General features: G+C 61.6%; 20 protein-coding genes. 13 read left to right on the forward strand and 7 right to left on the reverse strand.

Annotation, left to right across the window (positions count from 1 at the left end; all coding sequences use genetic code 11):
- Positions 1-19: 19 nt before the first annotated feature.
- Together ACNAZA_RS16010 and ACNAZA_RS16015 are read left to right on the forward strand one after the other, a co-directional pair.
- The gene (locus ACNAZA_RS16010; protein WP_415797541.1) at positions 20-994 is read left to right on the forward strand and encodes an aromatic ring-hydroxylating dioxygenase subunit alpha; all 975 of its coding nucleotides are present in this window, start codon (positions 20-22) and stop codon (positions 992-994) included.
- Positions 994-2,046 carry an adenosine deaminase gene (locus ACNAZA_RS16015; RefSeq protein WP_415797542.1) on the forward strand — a complete coding sequence of 351 codons (1,053 nt, stop codon included), beginning with the start codon at positions 994-996 and terminating at the stop codon, positions 2,044-2,046. The genes ACNAZA_RS16010 and ACNAZA_RS16015 overlap by 1 nt, the downstream gene beginning before the upstream one ends.
- A 99-nt stretch (positions 2,047-2,145) precedes the next feature.
- Here ACNAZA_RS16015 and ACNAZA_RS16020 read toward each other — a convergent pair whose 3' ends face one another.
- On the reverse strand, positions 2,146-3,177 hold the full coding sequence (locus ACNAZA_RS16020) for a LacI family DNA-binding transcriptional regulator (protein WP_415797543.1): 1,032 nt from the start codon (positions 3,175-3,177) through the stop codon (positions 2,146-2,148).
- Between the two features lie 22 nt (positions 3,178-3,199).
- Between ACNAZA_RS16020 and ACNAZA_RS16025 the strand changes: the two genes are divergently transcribed.
- Genes ACNAZA_RS16025 through ACNAZA_RS16040 form a run of 4 tightly spaced genes read left to right on the forward strand, consistent with a single transcriptional unit; the run spans position 3,200 to position 8,245 of the window.
- Entirely contained in the window at positions 3,200-3,478 is a 279-nt protein-coding gene (locus tag ACNAZA_RS16025) for a hypothetical protein (protein ID WP_415797544.1), read from the forward strand.
- A gap of 48 nt (positions 3,479-3,526) precedes the next feature.
- Positions 3,527-6,337: a xanthine dehydrogenase family protein molybdopterin-binding subunit gene (locus ACNAZA_RS16030; RefSeq protein ID WP_415797545.1), complete on the forward strand. Its 2,811-nt coding sequence runs from the start codon at positions 3,527-3,529 to the stop codon at positions 6,335-6,337.
- The gene (locus tag ACNAZA_RS16035; RefSeq protein WP_415797546.1) at positions 6,337-6,906 is read left to right on the forward strand and encodes a (2Fe-2S)-binding protein; all 570 of its coding nucleotides are present in this window, start codon (positions 6,337-6,339) and stop codon (positions 6,904-6,906) included. Before ACNAZA_RS16030 ends, ACNAZA_RS16035 begins: the two co-directional genes overlap by 1 nt.
- A complete protein-coding gene (locus ACNAZA_RS16040) occupies positions 6,899-8,245 on the forward strand; it encodes a c-type cytochrome (RefSeq protein WP_415797547.1) in 1,347 nt (448 codons plus the stop codon). Before ACNAZA_RS16035 ends, ACNAZA_RS16040 begins: the two co-directional genes overlap by 8 nt.
- Before the next feature lie 76 nt (positions 8,246-8,321).
- On the opposite strand, the gene ACNAZA_RS16045 is transcribed toward ACNAZA_RS16040, so the two are convergent.
- The gene (locus ACNAZA_RS16045) at positions 8,322-8,762 is read right to left on the reverse strand and encodes an HIT family protein (protein WP_415797548.1); all 441 of its coding nucleotides are present in this window, start codon (positions 8,760-8,762) and stop codon (positions 8,322-8,324) included.
- Between the two features lie 263 nt (positions 8,763-9,025).
- Between ACNAZA_RS16045 and guaD the strand changes: the two genes are divergently transcribed.
- Together guaD and dcd are read left to right on the forward strand one after the other, a co-directional pair.
- Positions 9,026-10,318, forward strand: a complete 1,293-nt coding sequence (gene guaD, locus ACNAZA_RS16050; RefSeq protein ID WP_415797549.1) for a guanine deaminase — start codon at positions 9,026-9,028, stop codon at positions 10,316-10,318.
- A gap of 63 nt (positions 10,319-10,381) precedes the next feature.
- Positions 10,382-10,948, forward strand: coding sequence for a dCTP deaminase (gene dcd / locus ACNAZA_RS16055; protein WP_415797550.1), 567 nt, complete (start codon positions 10,382-10,384; stop codon positions 10,946-10,948).
- A 79-nt stretch (positions 10,949-11,027) separates the two neighbouring features.
- Here dcd and nadB read toward each other — a convergent pair whose 3' ends face one another.
- The 3 genes from nadB to ACNAZA_RS16070 all read right to left on the reverse strand — a co-directional run bounded on the left by nadB (position 11,028) and on the right by ACNAZA_RS16070 (position 15,526).
- Complete coding sequence (gene nadB, locus ACNAZA_RS16060) at positions 11,028-12,551, reverse strand: L-aspartate oxidase (RefSeq protein ID WP_415797551.1); 1,524 nt, start codon at positions 12,549-12,551, stop codon at positions 11,028-11,030.
- Between the two features lie 10 nt (positions 12,552-12,561).
- On the reverse strand, positions 12,562-13,695 hold the full coding sequence (gene nadA / locus ACNAZA_RS16065; protein ID WP_415797552.1) for a quinolinate synthase NadA: 1,134 nt from the start codon (positions 13,693-13,695) through the stop codon (positions 12,562-12,564).
- Between the two features lie 88 nt (positions 13,696-13,783).
- Entirely contained in the window at positions 13,784-15,526 is a 1,743-nt protein-coding gene (locus ACNAZA_RS16070; protein WP_415797553.1) for a sensor domain-containing diguanylate cyclase, read from the reverse strand.
- A 298-nt stretch (positions 15,527-15,824) separates the two neighbouring features.
- Between ACNAZA_RS16070 and ACNAZA_RS16075 the strand changes: the two genes are divergently transcribed.
- The 3 genes from ACNAZA_RS16075 to ACNAZA_RS16085 all read left to right on the forward strand — a co-directional run bounded on the left by ACNAZA_RS16075 (position 15,825) and on the right by ACNAZA_RS16085 (position 18,885).
- Entirely contained in the window at positions 15,825-16,184 is a 360-nt protein-coding gene (locus tag ACNAZA_RS16075) for a hypothetical protein (RefSeq protein WP_415797554.1), read from the forward strand.
- A gap of 162 nt (positions 16,185-16,346) precedes the next feature.
- Positions 16,347-17,222, forward strand: a complete 876-nt coding sequence (gene ypfJ, locus ACNAZA_RS16080) for a KPN_02809 family neutral zinc metallopeptidase (RefSeq protein WP_415797555.1) — start codon at positions 16,347-16,349, stop codon at positions 17,220-17,222.
- Between the two features lie 214 nt (positions 17,223-17,436).
- Complete coding sequence (locus tag ACNAZA_RS16085; protein WP_120970294.1) at positions 17,437-18,885, forward strand: DEAD/DEAH box helicase; 1,449 nt, start codon at positions 17,437-17,439, stop codon at positions 18,883-18,885.
- 57 nt (positions 18,886-18,942) lie between these two features.
- On the opposite strand, the gene ACNAZA_RS16090 is transcribed toward ACNAZA_RS16085, so the two are convergent.
- The gene (locus tag ACNAZA_RS16090; RefSeq protein WP_415797556.1) at positions 18,943-19,794 is read right to left on the reverse strand and encodes a symmetrical bis(5'-nucleosyl)-tetraphosphatase; all 852 of its coding nucleotides are present in this window, start codon (positions 19,792-19,794) and stop codon (positions 18,943-18,945) included.
- A gap of 1,354 nt (positions 19,795-21,148) precedes the next feature.
- Between ACNAZA_RS16090 and ACNAZA_RS16095 the strand changes: the two genes are divergently transcribed.
- Both ACNAZA_RS16095 and ACNAZA_RS16100 read left to right on the forward strand, forming a co-directional pair.
- Positions 21,149-21,436 carry an H-NS histone family protein gene (locus ACNAZA_RS16095; RefSeq protein WP_120970291.1) on the forward strand — a complete coding sequence of 96 codons (288 nt, stop codon included), beginning with the start codon at positions 21,149-21,151 and terminating at the stop codon, positions 21,434-21,436.
- A gap of 159 nt (positions 21,437-21,595) precedes the next feature.
- Positions 21,596-22,786: an FAD-dependent monooxygenase gene (locus ACNAZA_RS16100; protein WP_415797557.1), complete on the forward strand. Its 1,191-nt coding sequence runs from the start codon at positions 21,596-21,598 to the stop codon at positions 22,784-22,786.
- Between the two features lie 68 nt (positions 22,787-22,854).
- Here ACNAZA_RS16100 and ACNAZA_RS16105 read toward each other — a convergent pair.
- The coding region (locus ACNAZA_RS16105) for an MFS transporter (protein ID WP_415797558.1) at positions 22,855-24,069 on the reverse strand (1,215 nt) is incomplete at its 5' end.

The following is a 24,069-nucleotide window of genomic DNA, read 5'->3' on the forward strand; positions in this document are numbered from 1 at the left end:
TGAAATCAAGAATATCCCCATGACTGAACGTACTCTGTGGCACCCCGTGGCCCAATCCCCTGAAGTGGTGACTGCACCGCTGCCTGTGCAACTGCTGGATCAGGCCCTGGTGCTGTGGCGCAATGCCGAAGGCCTGGTTCAGGCTTTCAACGACCGCTGTCCGCACCGGGGCGCGCGCCTGTCCATGGGGCGGGTGGAGAACGGCAGTCTGGAATGCCCTTATCACGGCTGGCAGTTCAGCAGCGGCGGCCAGTGCGTCAAGGTGCCGGCGGTGCCCGACTTCGTGCCGCCGCCCTCGCAATGTGTGAAATCCTTTGAGGTGCAGGAAGCCTACGGCCTGGTCTGGGTGCGACTGGAAGCTTCCGACAGCCAGCTGCCCGTGTTTGCCGCCGAGGCGGATGCGCATCTGCGCAAGCTCAACTGCGGTCCGTATGACGTGGCCGCCAGCGCGCCGCGCATCATAGAGAATTTCCTGGATATGTCCCACTTCGGCTTTGTGCACGAAGGTTGGCTGGGCAGCCGTGATGCCACGGCCATGGCCAGCTACAAGGTGGAAGCCACGGCAAACGGTGTGCTGGCCACGGGCTGCAAGGCCGTGCAGCCTCAGTCCAATCTGCACTCCACCCAGGCAGCCGAGGTCGAATACACCTATGAGGTGACGGCGCCCTATACCGCGCTGCTGACCAAGATTCCCGAAGAAGGCAGCTCCAAGCAGGGTTGGCGCGAATCGATAGGCCTGTTCATCTGTCCTGTCACCGCGGAAAGCAGCCGTGTCTGGTTTCGCCTGGCCGTGGCAGACTTTGAATCCAGCGACGAGCAGCTGCAGACCTTCCAGCACACGATTTTCGTGCAGGACCAGCCGGTGCTGGAGTCGCAGCTGCCCAAGGCCTTGCCGCTGGACCCGCGTGCTGAAATGCACTCGTCCGCCGATCGCATGTCCGCTGCCTATCGCCGCTTTTTGAAATCGCAAGCCATCACTTTTGGAGTTTGCTGATGAACCATACCGTCCCACAGATAGCGGCCTCGCGCCTGCCCGAGCTGCTGCGCGCCATGCCCAAGGCCGAGCTGCATATGCACATCGAAGGCTCGCTGGAGCCCGAGCTGATTTTTGCCCTGGCCCAGCGCAATCAGGTCGAGCTGCCCTATGACAGCGTGGAAGCCTTGCGCGCTGCCTACGCTTTCACCGATCTGCAAAGCTTTCTGGATATCTACTATGCCGGCGCCAGCGTGCTGCTGTACGAGCAGGATTTCTACGACATGGCGCGTGCCTATCTGAACCGCGCCGCAGCCGACAACGTGGTGCATACCGAGATCTTCTTCGATCCCCAGACCCATACTGCCCGCGGCGTGGGCATGGAGACCGTGATCAACGGCCTGTACCGCGCCTGCCGCGATGCGCAGATCTCGCAAGGCATCTCGGCCACGCTGATCCTGAGCTTTCTGCGCCATCTGAGCGAGGAAGATGCTTTGGCCACGCTGGAGGAGGCTCTGCCGCTGCGCGACCGCTTCATAGGCGTGGGCCTCGATAGCAGCGAAGTGGGCAACCCGCCCGAGAAGTTTGCACGCGTGTTTGCGCGCTGCAAGGAGCTGGGCCTGCATCTGGTGGCCCATGCGGGCGAGGAAGGTCCACCGGCCTATATCTGGGGCGCGCTCGACACCTTGAAGGTGGCACGCATAGACCACGGCGTGCAGTCCGAGAAGGACGAGCTGCTGATGCAGCGCCTGGTGCGCGAGCAGGTGCCGCTGACGGTGTGTCCGCTGTCCAACCTCAAGCTGTGCGTGGTGGACGATCTGGCCGATCACAACCTGCCGCGTCTGCTGGAGGCTGGGCTCAAGGTCATGATCAACTCGGACGATCCGGCCTACTTCGGCGGCTATGTGAACGAGAACTACACCCAGCTGTTTGCCGCCACCGGCATGGGCGCGGACCAGGCCTACCAGCTGGCGCGCAACAGCCTGGAAGCCAGCTTTGCCAGCGATGCGCAAAAAGCCGACTGGATTGCCCAGCTGGATGCGGTGTTTGCAAAGTTTGGCGCTGCAGCCTGAGCGCATCGTCGCTGAAATATCAGTAAAAATAGCATCAAGCGCAATGGATATATGCGCTTGATGCTATTTTTTAATAGTTCGTGTTTGATCTGCCCCTCTTCAGCGCGGCTGGCGCTGGGTGGAGCGACGGATGGCCAGAGCGGGCAGGGGGCTGCTGGCCATACGGCGGCTGGTATCGCCACGCAAATGCTCGAACAGCAGATCGACTGCTTGCTGGGCCACCTCTTCCAGATGCAGATCCAGCGCCGTCAGCGGCGGCTCGCAGCTGCGGGCACGCAGGCCGTCGTAGCGCGTGGCCAGGATCAAGTCTTCGGGGATGCGCAGACCGGCCTCCTGCACATAACGGGCGGCGCCCACGGCAAAAGTGTCCACCATGACCAGCAGAGCATCGAGTTGCGGATGCTCGGCTAACAGCTGCTGCGCCGCTGCGTAGCCGCCGCTCTCGCCCAGGGCTTCGTCCATGCGCAGCACCACGGGCGGCATGCCATAGCCTTCGGCCATGGCGGCGTAGGCCTGCTCGGCCTGGGCGTAGGAGGTGCGGCGCGATGATCCCACCACCAGCGCAATCCGTCTGGCGCCTGCGGCCTGCATATGGGTCAGCAGCACCTGGGTGGCCGGGCCGGACAGCAAGTCCACATAAGGCACGTCGACCTCATCGCCGCCGGGCCGGCCTATCGAGACCACGGGCAGGCCCTGGGCCAGCAGCTCGGCCAGCAGCGGATCGCCGGCCTGGGGCTCTATGACCAGCGCGCCGTCAATGTCCAGACTGCTCAGCGGGGTCTGACCGGACTTGAGCGGCGGCACCAGCACCATGGCCAGGCCGCGCTCCAGCGCCGAAGAGGCGGCGACAGCCGCCACTTCCATGAAAAAGCCCAGGCGCGAGGGCCCGCCCGAGACAGTGGCCGGCATGGACGACATCAGCGCAATCATGTTCGCGCCCCCGGTGCGCAGGCGCTGGGCATGGCGGTTGGGGCGGTAGCCCAGGGCGCGCGCCGCTTCCTCTACCTTCAAGCGCGTGGCTGGATCGACCTGACCGCGACCATTGAGCGCGTGGGACACCGTGGTGCGCGAAACACCGGCTTGTCTGGCCACGTCGGAAATGGTGATGCGTGGGGTTGGCGAGTCAGCCATGGAATTCCTCTGAAATGCAGCCGTGCGGGTAAAAACAGACGGCAGCCTGCGTAAGCCAAGTTTTTGTATACTTTACTTCTCCCAAATCGGTTTGGGTTTGCCTGTCATCAATGCGATCTGCTTTACGGCAGATTTTTTTGACAGTCATGCCAAATCGATTTGGTTTAACGCAACAAGCCTGAGCTTGGGCGTGCCAGGCGCAGCTGATCACGGCGCAGCGCATGGCCGACCTGATGGCCGCAGGCATGGCTTTGCGCCTGCAGTCTGCCTGACCGCAATGAATGAAATCAAGACCGCCTGATGGGCGCTGCCGTGCGCAGCCGCCATCAGGCGCTCTGTTAACTGGAGAATGAATGTGCCCAAATCGGATTTGAGCCGGCGCAGCTTTTTGAAAGCCACGGCCGCTCTGGGCGTGATGGCCGGTGTGCGCCCCCTGGAGCAGGCGCTGGCCCAGATGGTGGAGCCTGCCAGCGCACAGGACGCGGGCTGGATGGCCGACGGCCGTCTGCGTTACCGCCGCGACGGCATGGCCAAGGTCACGGGGCAAAAGCTGTTTGCCGTGGACTTGCGTGCCAAGGACATGCCGGGCTGGCCGGCCCAGCAGTCTTATGCGCTGCTGATCATGATTCCGCGTGCCGATCGCATTTTTGCGGGCCTGGATCTGTCGGTGCTGGGTCAGGAGTTTGCTCCCGATGTGTTGGTGGATGCGCAGCGCGTGCAGGCCGATGGCGTGCTCATGCCCGAGCCGGTCTTCTACGGCAATCATTTTTTGCCCAAAGGCCAGGTCTCGCCCATGCTGGGCCAGCCGGTGGCGCTGGGCATCTGGCATGACTACGAGCGTTACCGCGAGGCCGTGCGCCGGCTGCGCTTCAACGACGGCATCTTCCAGTACGGCGCGGCAGCCACGCCGCCACAGCGCAAGCCCTATGTGGCGGCGCGCTATGTGCGCATGGGCGCTGAAACCCACGACGAGCCCGATCTATACGCTCCGCTCACGCACGGCATCGTGCGCCCGGCGCTGACCGGCCCCGAGGTGCAATGGCCAGGGGTGGATGATGCCAAGCATGGCAAGGCCATGCAGTACGCGGGCGAGATTCAGCAACTGATGCAGCAGCCGCCAGAAGGCCTCAAGGTGTTCTCGCGCGACTATCAAAGCCAGTCCACCGAACCTGCGGCGCTGGAGCCCGAAAACGGTCTGGCCTGGTATGACGGCGCCAAGGGCGTGATGCACATGGTGGGCGCCACGCAGGCGCCCCATGCCACGGCCGCGCATGTGGTGAGCATGGTCAAGGCCAGCCGCTTCGCGCTGCATGAGATGGACTATCTGAGCGCCTACACCGTGGGTTACGGACAAAAAGAGCACCACTCCTTTCCCTACTACGTGGCGCTGGCGGCTTTGTATGCCCAGGGGCGGCCCGTGCGCCTGGCGCTGGATCGCTGGCAGCAGTTCCAGTTCGCGCTCAAGCGCCATCCTTTCGACCTCAATACCTCGATTGCCGTGGATGACCAGGGGCAATTCCAGGCGTTCACGGTCGATATGCGCGGCGACGGTGGCGGCACCATGAACTTCAGTCCCTCGGTGGGAACGCTGGGCGTGGCTTCCTCGCAGTCGGTGTATTACTTTCCCAAGAGCGATCTGTCGGTGGCGGTCTATCCCAGCGCCGAAGTCACGGCGGGCTCGGTGCGAGGCTATGGCACTTTGCAGTCCATGGCGCCCACGGAAATGCTGGTCGATGAAATCGCCGAGCAGCTGCAGATGGATGCGATTGCGCTGCGCCAGAAGAACATGATGCGCACCGGCTTGCGCAACACCCAGGGCTCGGTGCCCGCCGGGCATTTGCGCATCGGCGAGATTCTGGAACTGGCGGCCAAGGACAGCGTCTGGACCCAGCGCGCCAAGCGCAAGGCCGAGTACGAGGCCGCCAACCCCGGCATGCTGTATGGCGTGGGCTTTGCTGCGGTGCAAAAAAGCTTTGGCACGGCGGGCGAAGCTGCGCTGGCGCTGATCGAGCTGTCGCCGGACGGCAAGCTCAAGATGAAGCACATCACGGCCGAGATCGGCACCGGCACCACCACGGCGCAGATGCTGGCAGCCCAGCCTTTTCTGGGCCGTCCCATAGACGAGGTGGAGTTTGCTGCGCAAAAGTGGCCGCAGATGCCGGTGCATACCGAGGACAAGCCCAACTCCACGCCCCAGGCCGATGAAGACCGCCAGTCGCAAGACCCGTACTGGGTGCCCAGCTTCACCTCGCCCCAGTCGGCTTCCAACTCGGCTTACTACTTCACCCACACCACGCGCCAGGCGGCCAAATTGCTGCTGGCCCACGGGCTGTGGCCTGCGGCACTGTCTATCTGGGGCAACCCATTTGGCGGCCCGCTGCAAGGCATGCCCGTCACGCTGGACCAGGCCGAGTGGGTGGACGGCAAGCTGGTGGCCGGCGCCATGCCGCCGCTGAGCTTTGAACGCCTGGCCGAGCGCGCCCATGCCCTGGGTCTGGTTACCGGCGTGTGCGTGCACACCTTCAACCGCCGCTCCTGGGCCAGTGCGGAGTTTGAGCTGGACGGCAAGCGCTTTGCTGCCGAGATCGATGCCTTGTCCGTGCGCTGGGGCGATGGCGCAGACGCGGCCAAGAAAGCCGCCATGGACAGTGGCGGCTATGCCTTTCAGCCCCGTGTCAAGGTCAGCTACCCGCCGGTGCACCGCCTGGCGGCAGGCGCGGTGTATTACGCACCCTGCGCCACCCTAGTGGAGCTGGCGGTCTCCAGCGGCACCGGCAAGGTCAGCCTGCTGGGCCACAAGACCTGGCTGGACTGCGGCGCGCAAATCGTGCCCGAGCTGGTTTCCGGCCAGTTGCAGGGCGGCGTGGCCATGGGCATAGGCCATGCCCTGTATGAAGAGCTGCCGCTGGGACCTACCGGTCCGGGCAACGGACAGTGGAGCTTCAACCGCTACCACCTGCCGCGCGGCAGCGAGGTGGCGGTATGGAAGGCCGAAGGCCATGTGCTGGCGCCGATCTCCCGCACCGACCCACCCAAGGGCATGGCCGAGGTCGTAATGATCCCCGTCGTTGCCGCCTGCGCCAATGCCGTGGCCCACGCCACAGGCAAGCGTTTTTATCAATTGCCGCTGACTGCGCAGCGAATCAAGAAGGCATTGTGATGCAGCAACGTATTGAGTTTTACGCCACCATCAACGGCCAAAAGACCGGCCCGCATGATCTGCCCCAGGACTTGATGATGATCGAGTTTCTGCAGGAGTATCAGGGCCTGACGGGCACGCGCCTGGGCTGCGGCCAGGGCGTGTGCCGGGCCTGCACCATCATCGTGGACGAGCCCGGCAAGGGCTCGCACACCGTGCCCGCCTGCGTGACCGGCGTCAGCTGGCTCAACGGCAAAAGCATACGCACCATCGAAGGCGCGGCAGCTACCGATGACAAGGGCCAGATCACGGCCTCGGCGGTGCAAAAAGCGTTTCTGGAGCATTTCTCGTTTCAGTGCGGCTATTGCACGCCGGGCTTTGTCAACTCGGCCACGGTGCTGATGGAACAGCTGCGCGCCAAGCCTGTAGCCGCCAATGCGGTGGAAGAGGCCGTGGAAGCCGCGCTGGACAAACATATCTGCCGCTGCACCGGCTATGTGCGCTACTACCATGCCGTGCGCGACCTGATTTTGGCCACGCCCGGCCTGACCACCGGCCAGCGCACGCGAGAGGTCAGCCAGCATGGATAAGCGCAAGTTGACCAAAATTGCCGCAGCTGTGGCCGCAGCCGGCGCACTGCTGCTGGGCGCCATGTATATCGCCGGTAGTTCCAGCGGCAGCGTGCCGCCCGCCAGCGTGGATCTGAGCCAGCTCAGCCCCGAGCACAAGCAGCAGCTGTCCGAACGCGGGCTGCAGGTGTTTCGTGCGGCCGACTGCGCTGCCTGCCACAGCTCGCCCACCACGGGTGCCGAGCTGGCCGGCGGCATGGCCATGGTCACGCCCATGGGCACGCTGTATGGCACGAATATCTCGCCCTCCAAGGAGCACGGCATAGGCAACTGGTCGGCCGACGATCTGTACCGCGCCGTGGCGCGCGGCATGGCTCCGGGGCGCAAGAATCTGTACCCGGCCATGCCTTATGCCAGCTATCACGACATCACACGTGCCGACGTGGATGCGCTGTGGGTCTGGCTGCAGCAGCAGCCGGCGGTGGAAGTGCCCAACCGCGCGGCCGAGATGCACTTTCCCTTCAGCATCCGCCCGGCCGTGGCCTTGTGGAATGCGCTGGAGCGTCCGGCCAGCCAGCCCGCCCCCAAGGCAGCACCTGCGGCGGCCAATGAAGCCGACCTATTGATAGAGCGCGGCCGCTATCTGGTCAACACCCTGGGCCATTGCGGCGAATGCCATACGCCGCGTACCGCCAGCTTTGCCATGGACTTGAAGCAGTCCCTGGCAGGCAATGTGATCGAAGGCGCTTATGCCCCCGATCTGCGACCCGAAGCCATGGCCCAGCGCGGCTGGAACGAGGGCGATCTGCTGCGGTTCATGCGCACCGGTCTCTCGCCCCAGGGTGTGATGACCATGGGCATGTTCCCCGTGCTCGAGCATTCCAGCTCGCAGATGGACGAGGCCGACCTCAAGGCTATGGCCGCCTATCTGATGCGGGGCGACAAGGCCGGTGCAGCTGCTGCGGTGCCTGCCGTAGCCGCCAAGCCTGAGCCTTTGCAGGACGTAGCGCCCCAGACCCAGGTTTCGGCCAACGGCCAGCGGGTGTATCTGGGTCTGTGCGCGGGCTGCCACGGGGTGGATGGTCAGGGTCAGCCACATTCCTCGCTGCGCCTGGATAGCAACACCACGGCCATGTTTCCCACGCCGCTCAATCTGGTACGGGTGATTCGCGAAGGCCTGACTGAGCGTGATCTGGCCCATGGCGAGCGCATGCAGGCCATGCCGGGCTTTGCCCAGCAGCTGCCCGATCAGGACATGGCCGATCTGGTCAATTACATGCGGGTGCGCTGGGGTCGTCAGAAGGGTGATGTGACGCCGGCCCAGGTGGCGGATCTCATCAAGACCGCTGAGTCCCACTGAACCGGGCTTAAATAAAAAGAGCTGCCAGTGCTTTAGCAATAAGCGCTGGCAGCTCTTTTTTTGCTAGCGGTGCAATTTACTGCATCGCCAGTTGGAGCTTTTGCGCCAGCTCGGCCAGCACAGCAGGGCCGGGTTCCTCGCGCTTCCAGGTCACGGACAGGCCGTCGCCCGCGAAACGCGGCAGCACATGCAGGTGAAAGTGGAATACGGTCTGGCCAGCTGGTGCGCCATTGGCCTGGAAGAGGTTGATGCCATCGGGCGCAAACGCCTTGGCCGCCGCAGCCGCCACACGCTGGGCGGTCTGCATCACGGCAGCGGCTTCCTCGGGTGTCAGCTCCAGCAGATCCACAGCATGGCGCTTGCTGGCCACCAGCACATGGCCCAGGCTGGCCTGGCCTATGTCCATGAAGGCAATGCTCAGCTCGTCCTCATAGACCTTGGCCGATGGAATCTCGCCCTTGACCAGCTTGCAGAAAATGCATTCGCCGGGCGGGGAGTTGTCGATAAACATGGGCATACCCGTCTCCTTGTTGTTATGCAAAACCTGGATCTTATAAGCGAGGCCGGCGTTGCTGCTATGACTGGGCTAGCTGCTGGCGCAATGGTTTGAATGATTTCAAAGAGGTTTGCTTCTGATTTGATTCATAGATATGCGCAAGCTGCTTTCAATTGCATAGCAATTCACAAGGCTTGTTGCAGCACATTTTTGAACAATCCGTATAGGGCTTATAAGCCTGGGCGTGTGCCGCTTCAGGCCGCAGCGGCTTAAGCTTGTACCTTATGAAGATCTACCGTAGTGCTCTGCTGCGCTTTGCCGATGACGGCCAAGCTGTTTATGACTCTGACGCCTTGCTGGCCGTCGCGCCCGATGAGCGTGGCGTGCAGCGCGTGGTGGCTGCCGGTAGCTGGCAGTCGCTGGCGGCGCAGTACATCGACCGCGAAGGCGTGGAGGTCATCCATCTGCCTGGCCGCCTGCTGGCGCCGGGTTTTGTGGATTTGCATATCCACTATCCGCAAACCGATGTGATTGGCGCACCGGCCGCCGGCCTGCTGCCCTGGCTGGAAAATTACACTTTTCCCCACGAGTCGCGCTTTCACGACCGCGGGTACGCGGACAGCGTGGCCGACTTCTTCATGGACGAGTTGCAGCGCAATGGCGTGACCACGGCGCTGGCTTTTGCCACCTCGCATCCGACCTCGGTGGACGCCATAATGACGGCCGCCCAAAAGCGCAACATGCGCATGATTGCCGGCAAGGTCATGCAAGACCGCAACAGCCCCGACGGCGTGCGTGACGATACCGAACAAAGCCTGATCGATACCGAGACGCTGATCCAGCGCTGGCATGGCGTGGATCGTCTGGGCTATGCCATCACCCCGCGTTTTGCGCCCACCAGCACCGATGCCCAGTTGCGCGGTGCCGGCGAGCTGGCGGCCAAGTACAGCGATGTCTGGATCCAGTCCCATGTGGCCGAGAACCTGGACGAGATTGCCTGGGTCAAGGAGTTGTTCCCGCAGGCACGCAGCTATCTGGCCGTGTATGACGACTTTGGCCTGATGCGCGAGCGCGCGGTCTATGCCCACAGCATCTGGCTGGATGAAACCGATCGCCAGCTCATGCGCAGCACGCGCTCGGCAGCGGCGGTGAGCCCGACCAGCAATCTGTTCCTGGCCAGCGGCTTTTTCGACTACCTCAAGGCCGACGAAGCCCAGATGCTTTACGGCCTGGCCAGCGATGTGGGCGGCGGCATGAGCTTTTCGCCGTTTCGCACCATGCAGGCCGCCTATGTGGTGGGCCGCGAAAGCCATACCAAGCAGGGCCAGAGTCTGTCGCCGCAAAACCTGTGGTGGCAACACACGGCGGGCGCGGCGCGGGCCCTGGGTCTGGCCGGCGTGGTCGGCAATCTGCAACCCGGCTGCGAAGCGGACTTTGTCGTCATCAACCCGGCCTGCACGCCGCTGATGGAGCGCAAGACTGGACAAGCGCGCGATCTCAACGAGTTGTTGTTCGCCATGATCATCCTGGGAGATGACCGCCTGATTGAGCAAACCATTGTTTCTCAAGCAAAATAGGAGTCTTGCGCTGGTTGTATAGCCGGATGGCGCTATCAATAATCGAGCGAAACAGGATTCCCAATGAGCATCAAGAGCGACAAATGGATCCGTCAGATGGCGGAACAGCACGGCATGATCGAGCCCTATGAGCCCGGTCAGGTGCGTCAGGTCGACGGCAAAAAGGTCATCAGCTACGGCACCTCAAGCTACGGCTACGACATTCGCTGTGCGCGTGAATTCAAGGTGTTCACCAATATTCACAGCACCGTGGTGGACCCCAAGAACTTCGACGAAAAAAGCTTTGTCGATTTCGAGGGCGACTACTGCATCATTCCGCCCAACAGCTTTGCGCTGGCCCGCACGGTGGAGTATTTCCGCATTCCGCGCGATGTGCTGACCGTGTGCCTGGGCAAGAGCACTTATGCGCGCTGCGGCATCATCGTCAACGTGACGCCCTTCGAGCCCGAGTGGGAAGGTTATGTGACGCTGGAGTTCTCCAACACCACACCGTTGCCGGCCAAGATCTATGCCGGTGAAGGCTGCGCCCAGGTGCTGTTCTTCCAGGGCGACGAGCAGTGCGAGACCAGCTACAAGGACCGCAACGGCAAGTACCAGGGCCAGCATGGCGTGACCTTGCCCAAGGCCTGAGCTAGCTGCTGCTTCACAAAAAAGCCCGCTGTATCTGCAGCGGGCTTTTTGCTTTTCCGGCTTTCAAATTCCGGTCATTTCAGGCGGCCAGCATTTCGCGGGTCGGATAGTCGCTGTTGCAGTGCGCGCCCACGCTTTGCTGGCGCTGAAGGGCGGCATGGACCATCAGCGTGCAGACATCAAGCTGATTGCGCAGCGCAGCATCGATGTCTTGCAGCTGGGCACGCCACAGCGCCAGTTGCTCGGCGGCTCGGGCCAGACCCTGGTTGCTGCGCACAATGCCCACATGGGTGAGCATGAGCTGTCTCAGCTCTTGTTCGATATTTGAGCTGCTTTTGCCGCTGAAGCCATTGTCAGGATTGCGGTAGTTGCTATGCAATTTATATGATGAATCCAGAGGCTGGCCGGCGATGTGCTGCGCCGCCGCACGCCCCATCACCACGCATTCCAGCAAGGAGTTGCTGGCCAGCCGATTGGCACCATGCAGGCCGGTGCGGGCCACTTCGCCAATAGCATAAAGTTGCGGCACCTCGGTTCGCCCGTCCACGTCGGCCTGGATGCCGCCGCAGGCGTAGTGAGCGCAGGGCGCCACGGGAATGGGCTGGCTGGCGATGTCGATTCCATGGGCTGCACACAGCGCCATCACGCCGGGGAAATGCTGCTCCAGCCAGCTGCGGCTCTGGTGGCTGATATCCAGATGCACATAGGCCAGGCCATGCTCGGCCATTTCGGCCCAGATGGCGCGGGCCACGATATCGCGCGGGGCCAGTTCGGCGCGCTCGTCATGGCGCAGCATGAAGCGCTCGCCATTGGGTAGCTTCAGCAGCGCTCCTTCGCCGCGCAGCGCTTCGGAGACCAGACCCGCAGCCTTGCCGTTAATCTGCAGCGCCGTAGGGTGAAACTGCATGAACTCCAGATCCTGCAGGCGGCAGCCCGCGCGCCAGGCCATGGCCAAGCCGTCTCCGGTCGCCGTGCCCGGGTTGGTGGTGTAGGGGTAGATCTGCCCCATGCCGCCGGTGGCCAGAATGGTGTGGCGGGCCTGCAGCTGCTGCTCGGAGCCATCGGCCATGCGCAGCCAGGCGCCGGTGCAAGCGCCGGTACAGGGGCCGCCTGCATCTTGCAACAGGGCCAGGGCAGCCGTGTTCTCCAGCAGCGTGAGATTGCTGCGGCTTTGGCAAGCCTGCAGCAGGGCCGTATGCACGGCGTGACCGGTGCGATCTGCCGCATGGGCAATGCGGCGCTGGCCGTGGCCGCCTTCGCGTGTCAGGTGCAGTGATCCGTCGGCGTTGCAGCTAAAGGGTACGCCGTGACCTTGCAACCAGGCCATGGCGGCAGGGGCCTGCTCCAGAATCTGGCGCACTGCGGCCTCATCGCACAAGCCGGCACCGGCAATCAGCGTGTCCTGCACATGCTTGGCCACGCTGTCGCCAGCATCGAGCACAGCGGCAATGCCGCCCTGGGCCCAGGCGCTGGCGCATTCCTCAAAGCGGCTCTTGCTCAGCAGGGTGACGCGCAGTTGCGGGGGTAGGGACAGGGCGGCGCTCATGCCTGCCAGCCCGGCACCGATGATCAGCACATCGGTCATGGGAAGCTTGGAGTTCATACGGGGCTCCTCAGGCCGGACCGAAGTGCTGGAACAGGGCCCCGTCTTTTTCCAGCGCGCCGCTGGCGCGTACCGGCTGGCGCTGGGCGGCGGCAAACTGCAGCATGCGCTCGATGGGTTTGCGGGCGGCGCGGGCCAGCGTGGCATCGAGCTCGATGGCTCCATGGCCGTGCAGCAGAGTCTGCTCCACACCGGCCAGACTGTTCATGGCCATCCAGGGGCAGAAGGCGCAGCTTTTGCAGCTGGCGCCGCTGCCGGCCGTGGGCGCGGCCAGGAAGGTCTTGTCCGGGTGGCGCTTGCGCATATCGTGCAGGATGCCCTGATCGGTGGCGACAATAAACGTCTGCGTCGGCAGGCGGCCTACGGCGGCGATCAACTGCGTGGTGGAGCCGACCACATCGGCCAGCGCCGCCACGGAGGCCGGGGATTCGGGGTGGACCAGGATGGCGGCCTCGGGATGCGCATCGGCCAGGGCCTGCAGCTCGTCGGCCTTGAATTCATCGTGAACAATGCACGAGCCCTGCCACAGCAGCATGTCGGCTCCGGTCTGGCGCTGGATATGGCTGCCCAGGTGGCGATCGGGTGCCCAGAGGATTTTTTCGCCGCGCGCATGCAAGGCGGCCACGATGTCCTGGCCCACAGACGATGTCACCACCCAGTCGGCCCTTGCCTTGACTGCGGCGCTGGTGTTGGCATAAACGACCACGGTGCGGTCTGGGTGGGCGTCGCAAAAGCGGCTGAATTCATCGGCCGGGCAGCCCAGGTCCAGCGAGCAGGTGGCGTCGCCATCGGGCATGAGCACGGTTTTCTCGGGGCTCAGAATCTTGGCGGTCTCGCCCATGAAGCGCACGCCCGCCACGATCAGCGTGGTCGCGGCATGCTCGGAGCCGAAGCGGGCCATCTCCAGCGAGTCACCCACGCAGCCGCCGGTCTCGCGGGCCAGGTCCTGCAAGGCGCCGTCCACATAGTAGTGGGCCACCAGCGCGGCATTGCGTTCGCGCAGCAGCTGGCGTATGCGTTCGGCGCTTTCGCGCTGCTGCTGCAGGCTTGCCTCGGCAGGCACTTTGGCCCAGGCCTGGCCTATGCTGCACTGGCCGCCGACAAAAGAGGTGGGTTGGTCGAAATCCACAGATTTGAGCTGCATGGTCTCCATCCGGTTGTTATATAAAATAATAATGCTCGAATTGAGTATTATTAAACCCGGGTTTCAGCAAACTGTCATCTATTGATTTTTAGACGGGTGGTGGCGGGGGCAGCGGCTGGACGTTGTTGCGGCCTGCAGCCTTGGCGTTGTACAAGGCTTCGTCGCTTCGGCGCAACAGACCGCTGGCCTCCATATCGGTGTCGCTCAGACAGCTCACGCCGATGCTCAAGGTCACCTGCTGGCCGTGGGGCATGGGCGCGCTTTCCATTCGGGTGCGTAGCTCTTCGGCCAGCTCCATGGCGGTGTCCAGAGAGGTGTCGGGCAGCAAGGCGATGAATTCTTCACCACCCATGCGGGCCAGCACATCGGAGACGCGCAAACGTGATTTGAGCACCTGGGCCACGCACTGCAGCACCATATCGCCCACCTCGTGGCCAAATTCATCGTTGACCGATTTGAAGTGATCGATGTCCATGGCCAGCAAGGACAAAGGTCGATTGCCGCGCTTGGCCAGAGCCAAGGCGTAGAGCATGCGTGCGTCAAAGCCGCGGCGGTTGAGCAGTCCGGTGAGCGGGTCGCTGTGTGCCAGCAGCTCCAGTTCGGCATTGGCTTTTTGCAGCTGCAGCGTGCGCTCGGCCACCTGCGCTTCCATGGCATCGTGGCTGGCTTTGAGTTTGGCAATGCTGCTGTGCAGCATCCGCGAGAGGTGGCTGATTTCCCGGCTGCTGTGGGTCAGGGGAATTTCGGCACCTTGATCGCCATCATGAATGGCGCGGGCTGCGCTGGCCAGGCGTTTGATGTCCTGGCTCAGGCGTCTGGCGGCCCACCAGGCCATGACGGCGGCGAGCACGGCAGCCACCAGGCCGGTGGCCAGCACCTGGTACACCGCCTGGCGGGCCTGGGCGTAAGCTGTTTGCAGCGGCTGGCGGGCCACGATGTACCAGCCCAGGTCGGTGGCGGCGCTGCGTGGTTGCAGCGGCACGATGGTGGTCAGGAAATCCTTGCCGCCGTCCTTCCATTGCACGATGCGCGGGCTGGGACGTAGCTGTCGTGAATCCACTTCAGCCATGCGGGGCATGAATGGCAGCTCCTGGCCTGCGTCGATGAAGGGCTTGATCTGCCCGCCTGGGGCATAGATCATCTGCCCGTTTTTGTCGAAGATGAACAGCGAGATCTGCTGCTCCTGAGCGTTGCTTGGCAGCAGCATTTCCACGGTTTCGCCGGTCCAGGCCCAGCTGCTTTGTATGCCCAGTACGCCTATGGTCTTGCCTTGCAGCTGGATGGGGGCGGAGAAATCCATGACGCGGTAGGGCTCGCCATTGGGCAGCGGAGGCAGCAGATCGGCCAGCCGCACGACGGGATGCATATCGCCCACATAGATGCTGTTGAGCCCGTTCTTGAACCAGGGACGGCTGCTGACGTCGCTACCGAGCAGCAAATCATTGGTGGCGCTGAGCACGGTGCCCTTGGTGTCTGCTACGCCAATCCAGGTGCTGTGCGGCTGTACGGCGCGCAGGCGCGACAGCAAGGCGGTGACGCCGGGGGCGGCAAGGCCCCTCTCCCATAGCGAGGTAGAGCTGACCAGCACCTGCACGGTACGCGCCTTGCTGTGCAGATCGTCCGCCAGCAGGCGGGACGCATTGGTAGCCACGCTGTGCAGCGAGGCGCCGGCTTCGCGCTCGGTGCGCACGCGCAGCAATTCGGCAAATCCCAGGGACATCAAAATGCCCAACAGCAGCACCAACGACCCAAAGACCAGGGCCAGCTGGGTGCGCAAGCCCAGGCGTTGCCAGCGATCGGGTCCAGCGAATTGCAGTCGAGACGGAGTCATGATTGAAATCTCAGTGAGTCCCCAGTGAATAAACCGCAGTCAGCTATATTTTTAGGAGTTACCAAGATCAGGTTGCATGCCACGAAGCGCGGATCCGTCGTCATGGAAACAGCGCTTGTGGCTGTGACTGTACACAGGCTGAGCGCGAACGCAAACGCCTGAATCGACGCGATTGTCGTAACTGCTTACAAAAATCCGTCGCAACCGCTGCTTGCCGACAAGCGGCTCAGACAAAGACGCGGCCGCAAGGCAGTTGCAGCGAGCACAATAGCGGCCGTTACATCAACGGATTTTCTTCATGCTCGGTCTCCCCTCTCGCTCTGGACAACGCAAGGAACCCACCTGGACTCAGGCGCCTTCCAGCGGCGCTCAAAGCGAGCCGGTGTGGAAGGACGATGTCAGCGCCGCGGCCCACGAGCCCAGCCGCCACCAGGGACAGGCCCCGCGCAAGGCTTACCGCTTCTGGTTCAGCTTGGTGCTGGCCGTTGCCGGCTTGCTGGCGGTGGCGTATTTGCTGCTCAGCATGGTGGAAGTGGTGGAAGAACATATGGCCCGCAACCAGCCGCAAGCCCCTTCGGCTGCGGCACGCCCGGCTATGACCCTGGTTTCCAGCCCGGACGGCGGCGCCAGGACCGTGGGTGGTCCGGTTGCCAGATAAGCATGGCAGCCTATCAATTGTCAACAACTGTGGTTGGCGGAAAAATGACTTCAGATTCAACAAAACACAGATGCCCGACTTGCTCGCGGCTGGTGAAAGGCAACACATGCCGCCGGCCTTGGGACTTAGCGCTTGCGGTATCAAAACCAAGGAGTAAGTACCATGCGATGGGAAGGTAACCGCGAGTCGGACAATGTGGAAGACCGCCGTGGCGAAGGCGGTGGCGGCGGTGGTGGTTTTGGCCTGGGCGGGCGCAGCATTGGCATTGGCACGGTGGTGCTGGCACTGATTGGCTGGGGCGTGTTCGGCATCAACCCGCTGACCACGATTGGCGTGCTCTCCGGTGGCGGCTCGCCTCAGGTGCAGCAGGCGCCGGCTCAGCGCCCGGCGGGAAATGACCAGGGGGCCAAGTTCGTCTCCACCGTGCTGGCGTCGACCGAAGATGTGTGGACGCAGATGTTCTCCCAGGGCGGCGCTCAGTACCAGCCGCCCAGGCTGGTGCTGTTTACCGGCGTTACACGCACGGCCTGCGGTACGGGCCAGTCGGCCATGGGGCCGTTTTACTGCCCGGGTGATCACAAGGTCTATCTGGACATGGATTTTTTCAACACCATGAGCCGCCAGCTGGGCGCTCCGGGTGAATTTGCCCGCGCCTATGTGGTGGCCCATGAAGTCGGTCATCACGTGCAGAACTTGCTGGGGATTTCAGGCAAGGTGGATGCCATGCGTGGCCGTGTGAGCGAGCGTGAGCAAAATGCCATGTCGGTACGCCTGGAGTTGCAAGCCGACTGCCTGGCCGGTATCTGGGCCAACAAGTCCCAACAGGCCAAGAACTGGCTGGAGCAGGGCGATATCGAGTCGGCCGTGAATGCAGCCCAGCAGATAGGCGACGACAAGCTGCAGCGCGAAGCCACGGGCACGGTGCGCCCGGACAGCTTTACCCACGGCTCCAGTGCCCAGCGCGTGCGCTGGTTCACGCAGGGCTACAAAACCGGTAGCGTCAAGGCCTGCGACACCTTCTCGGCGCAGCAGCTTTAGGGACTTGGAAATAGGCAAAAAAGGCGTGTGATGCTTCACACGCCTTTCTTTTTTGTGTGTCACCATGGCGTTGACTTCGGGTTATCCCGGCTGTTTGCACGGGATATATCCGGCGTTTTCCCCTCTGTAGCGCCATGCGGTGGTGCAGTAAAAGAACACTGCTTTCCAGCAGGCAAGCGCGAAAAATGCACTCGGTGCGACAATAACGCCCTCAATGACAAGCTCTTTCTCCAATCTTCACTTGGCTGAGCCCCTGGCGCGCGCCGTGGCCGACATGGGCTATGAGTCCATGACCCCAATCCAGGCGCAAGCCATTCCGGTCGTACTGACCGGCAAGGACGTCATGGGTGCTGCCCAGACAGGCACGGGCAAGACGGCGGCGTTCTCGCTGCCGCTGCTGCAGCGCCTGATGCGCCATGAAAACGCCTCGGCCTCGCCTGCTCGCCACCCTGTACGCGCTCTGGTGCTGTTGCCCACGCGTGAGCTGGCAGATCAGGTGGCGCAGCAGATTGCTCTGTATGCCAAGCACACCAAGCTGCGTAGCACCGTGGTGTTTGGCGGCATGGATATGAAGCCCCAGACCGCCGAGCTCAAGCGCGGAGTGGAAGTGCTGGTGGCAACGCCAGGCCGTCTGCTGGACCATATCGAAGCCAAGAACGTGGTGCTCAACCAGGTGGAATATGTGGTGCTGGACGAGGCCGACCGCATGCTGGACATCGGCTTTCTGCCCGATCTGCAGCGCATTCTGTCCTTCTTGCCCAAGAGTCGCACCACGCTGCTGTTCTCGGCCACCTTCTCGCCCGAGATCAAGCGCCTAGCCGGCAGCTATCTGCAGGATCCGGTGACCATTGAAGTCGCCCGTCCCAATGAAACGGCTTCCACGGTGGAGCAGCGCTTTTACAAGGTGACGGACGACGACAAGCGCTATGCGATTCGCTCGATTCTCAAGCAGCGCAATATTCGCCAGGCCTTCATCTTCTCCAACAGCAAGCTAGGCTGTGCACGTCTGACGCGCGCGCTGGAGCGCGACGGACTGCGTGCCACGGCCCTGCACGGCGACAAGAGCCAGGACGAGCGCCTGAAGGCTCTGGAAGCCTTCAAAGCCGGTGAAGTGGATCTGCTGGTGTGTACCGATGTGGCGGCGCGTGGCCTGGATATCAAGGATGTGCCGGCCGTGTTCAACTTCGACGTGCCGTTCAACGCCGAAGACTATGTGCACCGCATCGGCCGTACCGGCCGTGCTGGCGCATCGGGTCTGGCCGTGACCCTGGTGACCGATTCGGACAGCCGCAATGTGGGCGATATCGAGAAGCTCATCAAGAAGAAGATCGATGTGGAAGTCTGCCCCATGGAAGATTTCCGCCCGGCCCGTCAAAGCCGTTCGGGCGAGGAGTTCCGTCCTCGCCGTGAGCGTGGCGAGTACGAGCGAAGCGAAAGCCGTGCCCCGTCGTCCTCCAGCCACAGCCACCGCCCCTCGCGCATGGCTCAGCGTTCGGCCAACAGCGATCCATTCTTTGACAAGCCCTATGTCTCGACTGCAGCCCATGAGCCCGCAGCCTGGGAAAGGCAGATCGCCGCCCCGGTGAAGGGCGTGAGCAGCAATATCAAGCCCAAGCGCAAGATTGCTGCGTTGTTCAAGGCTCCGGTGGCTCCTCAGCTCTGAGGTACTCACCTCCATGAAAAACGCCTGCGTGATGCAGGCGTTTTTGTTTGCCGGTGCTCAGTGCTGGCCTGGCACCTGTGCCTGGGGACATTGCAGCTGAATCAACTCGCGCTCCGACAGCTTGTCGCCTATGCGCATCATGCTCAGGCATCCGCCCCAGACGCAGCCGGTATCCATGGCCATCAAGTCAGCTCGATTGACATGACCCAGCGTGGACCAGTGGCCAAAAGCCATGAGCGTGTCGGCAGTGGCGCGGCCTGGCACGTCAAACCAGGGCATCAGTCCCTCTGGGGCTTGCTCGGCCGATTCGGCACTTTCAAAATCCATCACTCCATCGGCAGAGCAAAAACGCAAACGGGTGAAGGCATTGACGATACAGCGCAGGCGGTCATCGCCTTGCAGGCTTGATGACCAGCGATCGGGCTGATTGCCGTACATGTGCTGCAGAAAAAGCGCGAAGTCCGGGCTTCTCAGCACGGCTTGTATCTCGGCATCCAGTTGCAGGCTGTCCTGCACGCTCCACTGGGGCAGTACACCGGCATGCACCATGAACAATTGCTCACCAAGTGCATTGGTGTGCAGACGGCTCAGGGGCTGCTGGCGCAACCATTCAAGCAATTGCGCACTATCGGGCGCTTCAAGCACCCGATTGAGCGTGTCGCGTTTGCTCTGGCGACGCAAACCCTGCGATGCGGCCAGCAGGTGCAGATCATGGTTGCCCAGCAGAGCGCGCATGGAATCGCCGGCCTGCATGCAGCGGCGCAGAACTTCGGCCGATTGTGGGCCGCGATTGACAAGATCGCCGAGCACATAAAGTGTGTCCCGGCTTTCGGAGAAATCCACGGTTTGCAGCAAGCGCTCGAAAGCGTCGTAGCAGCCCTGGATGTCGCCTATGCAGTAAAGCGCCATGGTTGTCTTTCTTGTGTACGAAGTATGGATTTTCTGCTGGATCCTACGGTCGGCGCTGCTCCGAGGTGTACTCGGCGATGCAGATGATTGGCGAAAGCAGGCAGTCTTGGACTAGTAGGAAAAACTCAGGCAATCTTTGCCTCTGTTGCCGGGTGGCATAAGCTCAAGGAGCTGCTTTACGAGATTTTGGGAGAAGCAATGCTTCATTGCTGGCATTGCGTCCCGGGTGATATCTCCGAGGTTATCTACGTCCCTGGCTTCAATAACCGTCATCGTCGTGCTGGTTATTGTTATTGCTTTTATAACGATAATTTATGCCTGATCAGTTATTGTGCGAATAGTTCAGCCTTATCTGGAACTGATTGCAATCGCTATTGCCTCTTTTCTTTGTCTGGATTGCTTGCGCAAAAAGCCATTTGTACGACTATTGTCATTTTCAATGCATTCAGTTTTGACATAGCGATACATAAATGAATCTGGCAATTGTTCAAGGGCCGCAGAGAATTGACCGTCAGTTTGGGGGATGGGGCGAAGCTGAATTGATAGAAGTCCACGAGCCTCCAGTCGAGCAAACGTTTTTCGTATGCAAGACTGCATCTTTGATGCAGTCGCGTCCTGCTGCACATGAACCGACGGTTGCACACACTGCCCGTATGATCGGTGAAGCATATGGATACTCCCGGTATCCGTCTTTCATGCCACGGTTGACAGGGCTCTGAAAGCAGCGAGTGTGAGCAAGCTGGTGGTCTTTGGCTTAGAGAATCAGGCTTTGTTGCGAAAGCATGTGCTTGCTGCCTTCGTTCCGATCTGAAACTTTGAGCACCATGAAATGGCAGGGAGTGCGCTTGCCAAAACCGGGCGTACGATGGTTTTGATGAAAAAATGGGCTGCAATGCATCGTGACATCAGATGATTTGCAGCCGGTGATCACCATCAATTTGCACTCGCTTGATGAAGCTCTGATCCGGGCGAGGTTGAGTGATATATAGCCGGGTCTTTGCAGGGTGGATGGTTGAAGATCGACGAACTGAGAATCAGACTAGACATTCGAAACAAGCTGACGAAATAAAGAGAAGATATAACAATGTGACAGCTTGTTGGAGGTCTGAAAGCGATTGTTTGCACCATTTTGGTGAAAAAAGTAGAGTGAAGCCAAGACTTTTGAAGTGATTGCTCTGGAAGGAAAAAGGGTTGATAAAATTTTGGCAAGCAAGGTCTGTGTTAATTAGATAAATTACACAAAGTTACTTTTGTATGATTTGAATATTGTGGTTTGTGCGTATAGAAAAAACGAGATCGATCATTAATTCTCCGTATAATAATATTTCTTAAATCAACAATTGAAGCGCACATCATGAGCACATACAAGGAACTGCTAAAGCAAAAGCAAGATCTGGAACAGCAAATCAACGAAGCTCGTACCCGTGAACTCGCTGATGCTGTGGCCAAGGTCCGTGCATTGATCGAAGAATACGGTCTGACTGCTGAAGACGTTTTCCCTCCCGCACGTGCGCGCTCCGCTAATGCCGGTGCCAAAGTGGCTCCCAAGTATCGCGATCCCGCAACGGGTCAGACTTGGACTGGCCGTGGCAAGCCGCCAAAGTGGATTGCTGATCAGGACCGCGAACAATTCGCTATCTGATCGCCATTCGCTGCGCAAGTTGAAAGAGCCCGCCTTCCAGGTGGGCTTTTTTCATGGGGCTTGGAATATCAAAAGATCCATGGGCATATGGTTGGGCGTTTTGATCTGACTTGATCAAGCAGCGCTAACCGGGCCTGCGCAAGGCGGCACAATATTCATATGAATAAGCAGGTGTTGATTGCAGGTGGCGGCATTGGCGGCCTGGCCACGGCGATTGCAGCGGCGCGCTCCGATTGGGATGTGCGCCTGTTTGAGCGGGCCGCGCAGTTTTCCGAGGTAGGTGCAGGTATTCAGCTGGGGCCGAATGTGATTCGTTGTCTGCAGGCCTGGGGTTTGCAGCGGCCTTTGCAGCAGGTGATTGCATCGCCTACGGCCTTGCGGGCCTGCAGCGCGGTATCGGGTCAGGAGCTGGGGCGTTTGCCGTTGGGTTCGGAAATCGTTCATCGCTATGGTGCAGCCTATGCCACGATTCACCGTGCCGATCTGCACAGCCTGCTGTTGGCGGCGCTGCAGCAGCAGTCTCAGGTGCATCTGAACCTGCAGCAGTCGGTGCTCTCCTATACCGATCAGGAGGGCGTGATCACCATACGTACCGATGCTGGCAAGCTGATCGAAGGTGATGCCTTGATCGGCGCCGACGGTGTGCGCAGTGCCGTACGGGCTCAGATGCTGGGCGACGGACCGCCGCGAGTCACCGGGCATCTGGCCTACCGTGCCATGGTGCACCAGGCACAGCTGCCCAAACGTCTGCGCACCGGCGAGGTGACGGCCTGGCTAGGCCCGCAGCTGCATGCGATTCAATATCCGGTGCGGCGTGGCGAGCTGCAAAACCTGGTGGTCATTGTGAGCGGTCCGGCGCCCGATGATCTGGACCATTGGGATCACTCTGCCAATCTGCCCGATCTGCTGCAGCACCTGAAAGGCGTTTGCGGCTATCTGCAGGATCTGGTGCAGCATGTGCCGGAGGCTGGTGGTGAATGGCGTTTGTGGCCGGTGGCAGACCGGGTTCCGCTATCTTCTGCGGCCCAGATGGCCCAGGGCCTGGTGGCTCTGGTAGGGGATGCCGCCCACCCCATGCGACCCTATCTGGCCCAGGGGGCGGGCATGGCGATCGAGGATGCGGCAGAGCTGCAAAGAGCGCTGTCCATGCACGATCTGGATGTGAGCTTGCGCCTGCGCCGCTATGCGCTGAACCGCTGGCAGCGCAATGCGCGGGTGCAGGAGCGCTCCCTGCGCAATGGCCGTATCTTTCATGCGACCGGCCCTATGCGCTGGGGGCGGGATCTGTCTTTGCGTGCCCTGGGCGGGCGCATCATGGACGTGCCCTGGCTCTATGACGGCGAGAACTGAGTGGCTATAAAAACATAGCTACCTGCACTTAGATATTCAAGGCTGGAGCCTTGTTTTGCTTGAAGTTCTTAGTGCGCCGCTTTTCCAAGCATGGGCGAAGCCTGGATGAAGCGGTATGCCAGTGCGCCGGATACCAGCATGGCTGCAATCATCAGCATCACGGCCAGATAGATGTCCGAGCCCTGGCGCTCGGCAAATCCGGCCACCACGCCCGATAGCGACTGCATCAGGGCTGCGCCCAGAAACATGGCCATGGTGAAGATGGACAGTGCCCGGCCCGTGGTCTCGCGCGGGTAGGAGGAGCGCACATCGGCATACAGCAGGGCGCCATAGCCTGACAACACGCTCATGAGCAGCAGCAAGAGCACGGTCAGCACAGGGTGATGCACCAGTGCCAACGCCGTGAAAATGCCGCCCATGAGCAGGGCAAAATTGAAAATACGCGTGCGCCGCTGGGTAGGGCCGGGGTCCACGCGCCCGAACATGGACGGCGCAAACAGCGAAATGACCGATGCCGCCAGCGCCACGTTGCCGGTGGAGACCAGCGAGAACTGATAGCGGTCCATGAGCATGGGGCTGAGCCACAGGCCGCGCACGGTGAGAAAAGAGGCATAGCTGACCATGCCCAGCAGCACAATGCCCCAGGTGTGGGGCAGCAGCAGCAGGCTGCCAAAGCCTTTGAGCGCTTCCATGAAGCTGGGTTTGGGCAGCGCATCGCTGGCCACCATCGGCTCATGCACGCGCAAAAAAATCAGCAGCCAGGACAGCACGCACAGCACGGCCAGCAGGCCAAAGCCGGTGCGCCAGCCATAGTGCTGTACCAGCCAGGCCAGCGGCGTGCCGGTAAACAGCAGACCCAGGCCGCCCAGGCCCAGGGCCACGCCGGAGATGTAGGCGAATTTTTCGGGCGGAAAGTGGCGCGCGATAAACATGGTGGAGGCCAAAAAGGCCGGCGAGCAGCCCACGCCTATCAGCAACTGGCCCAGCATCAGCCAGGAATAGCTGGGTGCCATGGCCGACAGGGCCGCGCCCACAATGGTCAGCGGAAAGGTCAGCAGCACGGTCTTGCGCAGGCCGTAAATATCCATGCCTATGCCCATCAGCAACTGTGCCACGCCAAAGGACAGGCCGAACAGCCCGGCAAACGAGCCCAGGGATTGGGCGGAGAGGCCGAAGTCGGTGCGCAGCCCGTCGGCCATGATGGAGGCCGTGGTGCGAAAAGCCTGGCTTAGCGCAAAGCCGGTGAGCAGGCAGACCAGCATGGCCCAAACGTTGGAGAAGGG

The sequence above is a fragment of the Comamonas aquatilis genome (genome assembly GCF_965139575.1).
Classification (GTDB): domain Bacteria; phylum Pseudomonadota; class Gammaproteobacteria; order Burkholderiales; family Burkholderiaceae_C; genus Comamonas; species Comamonas aquatilis.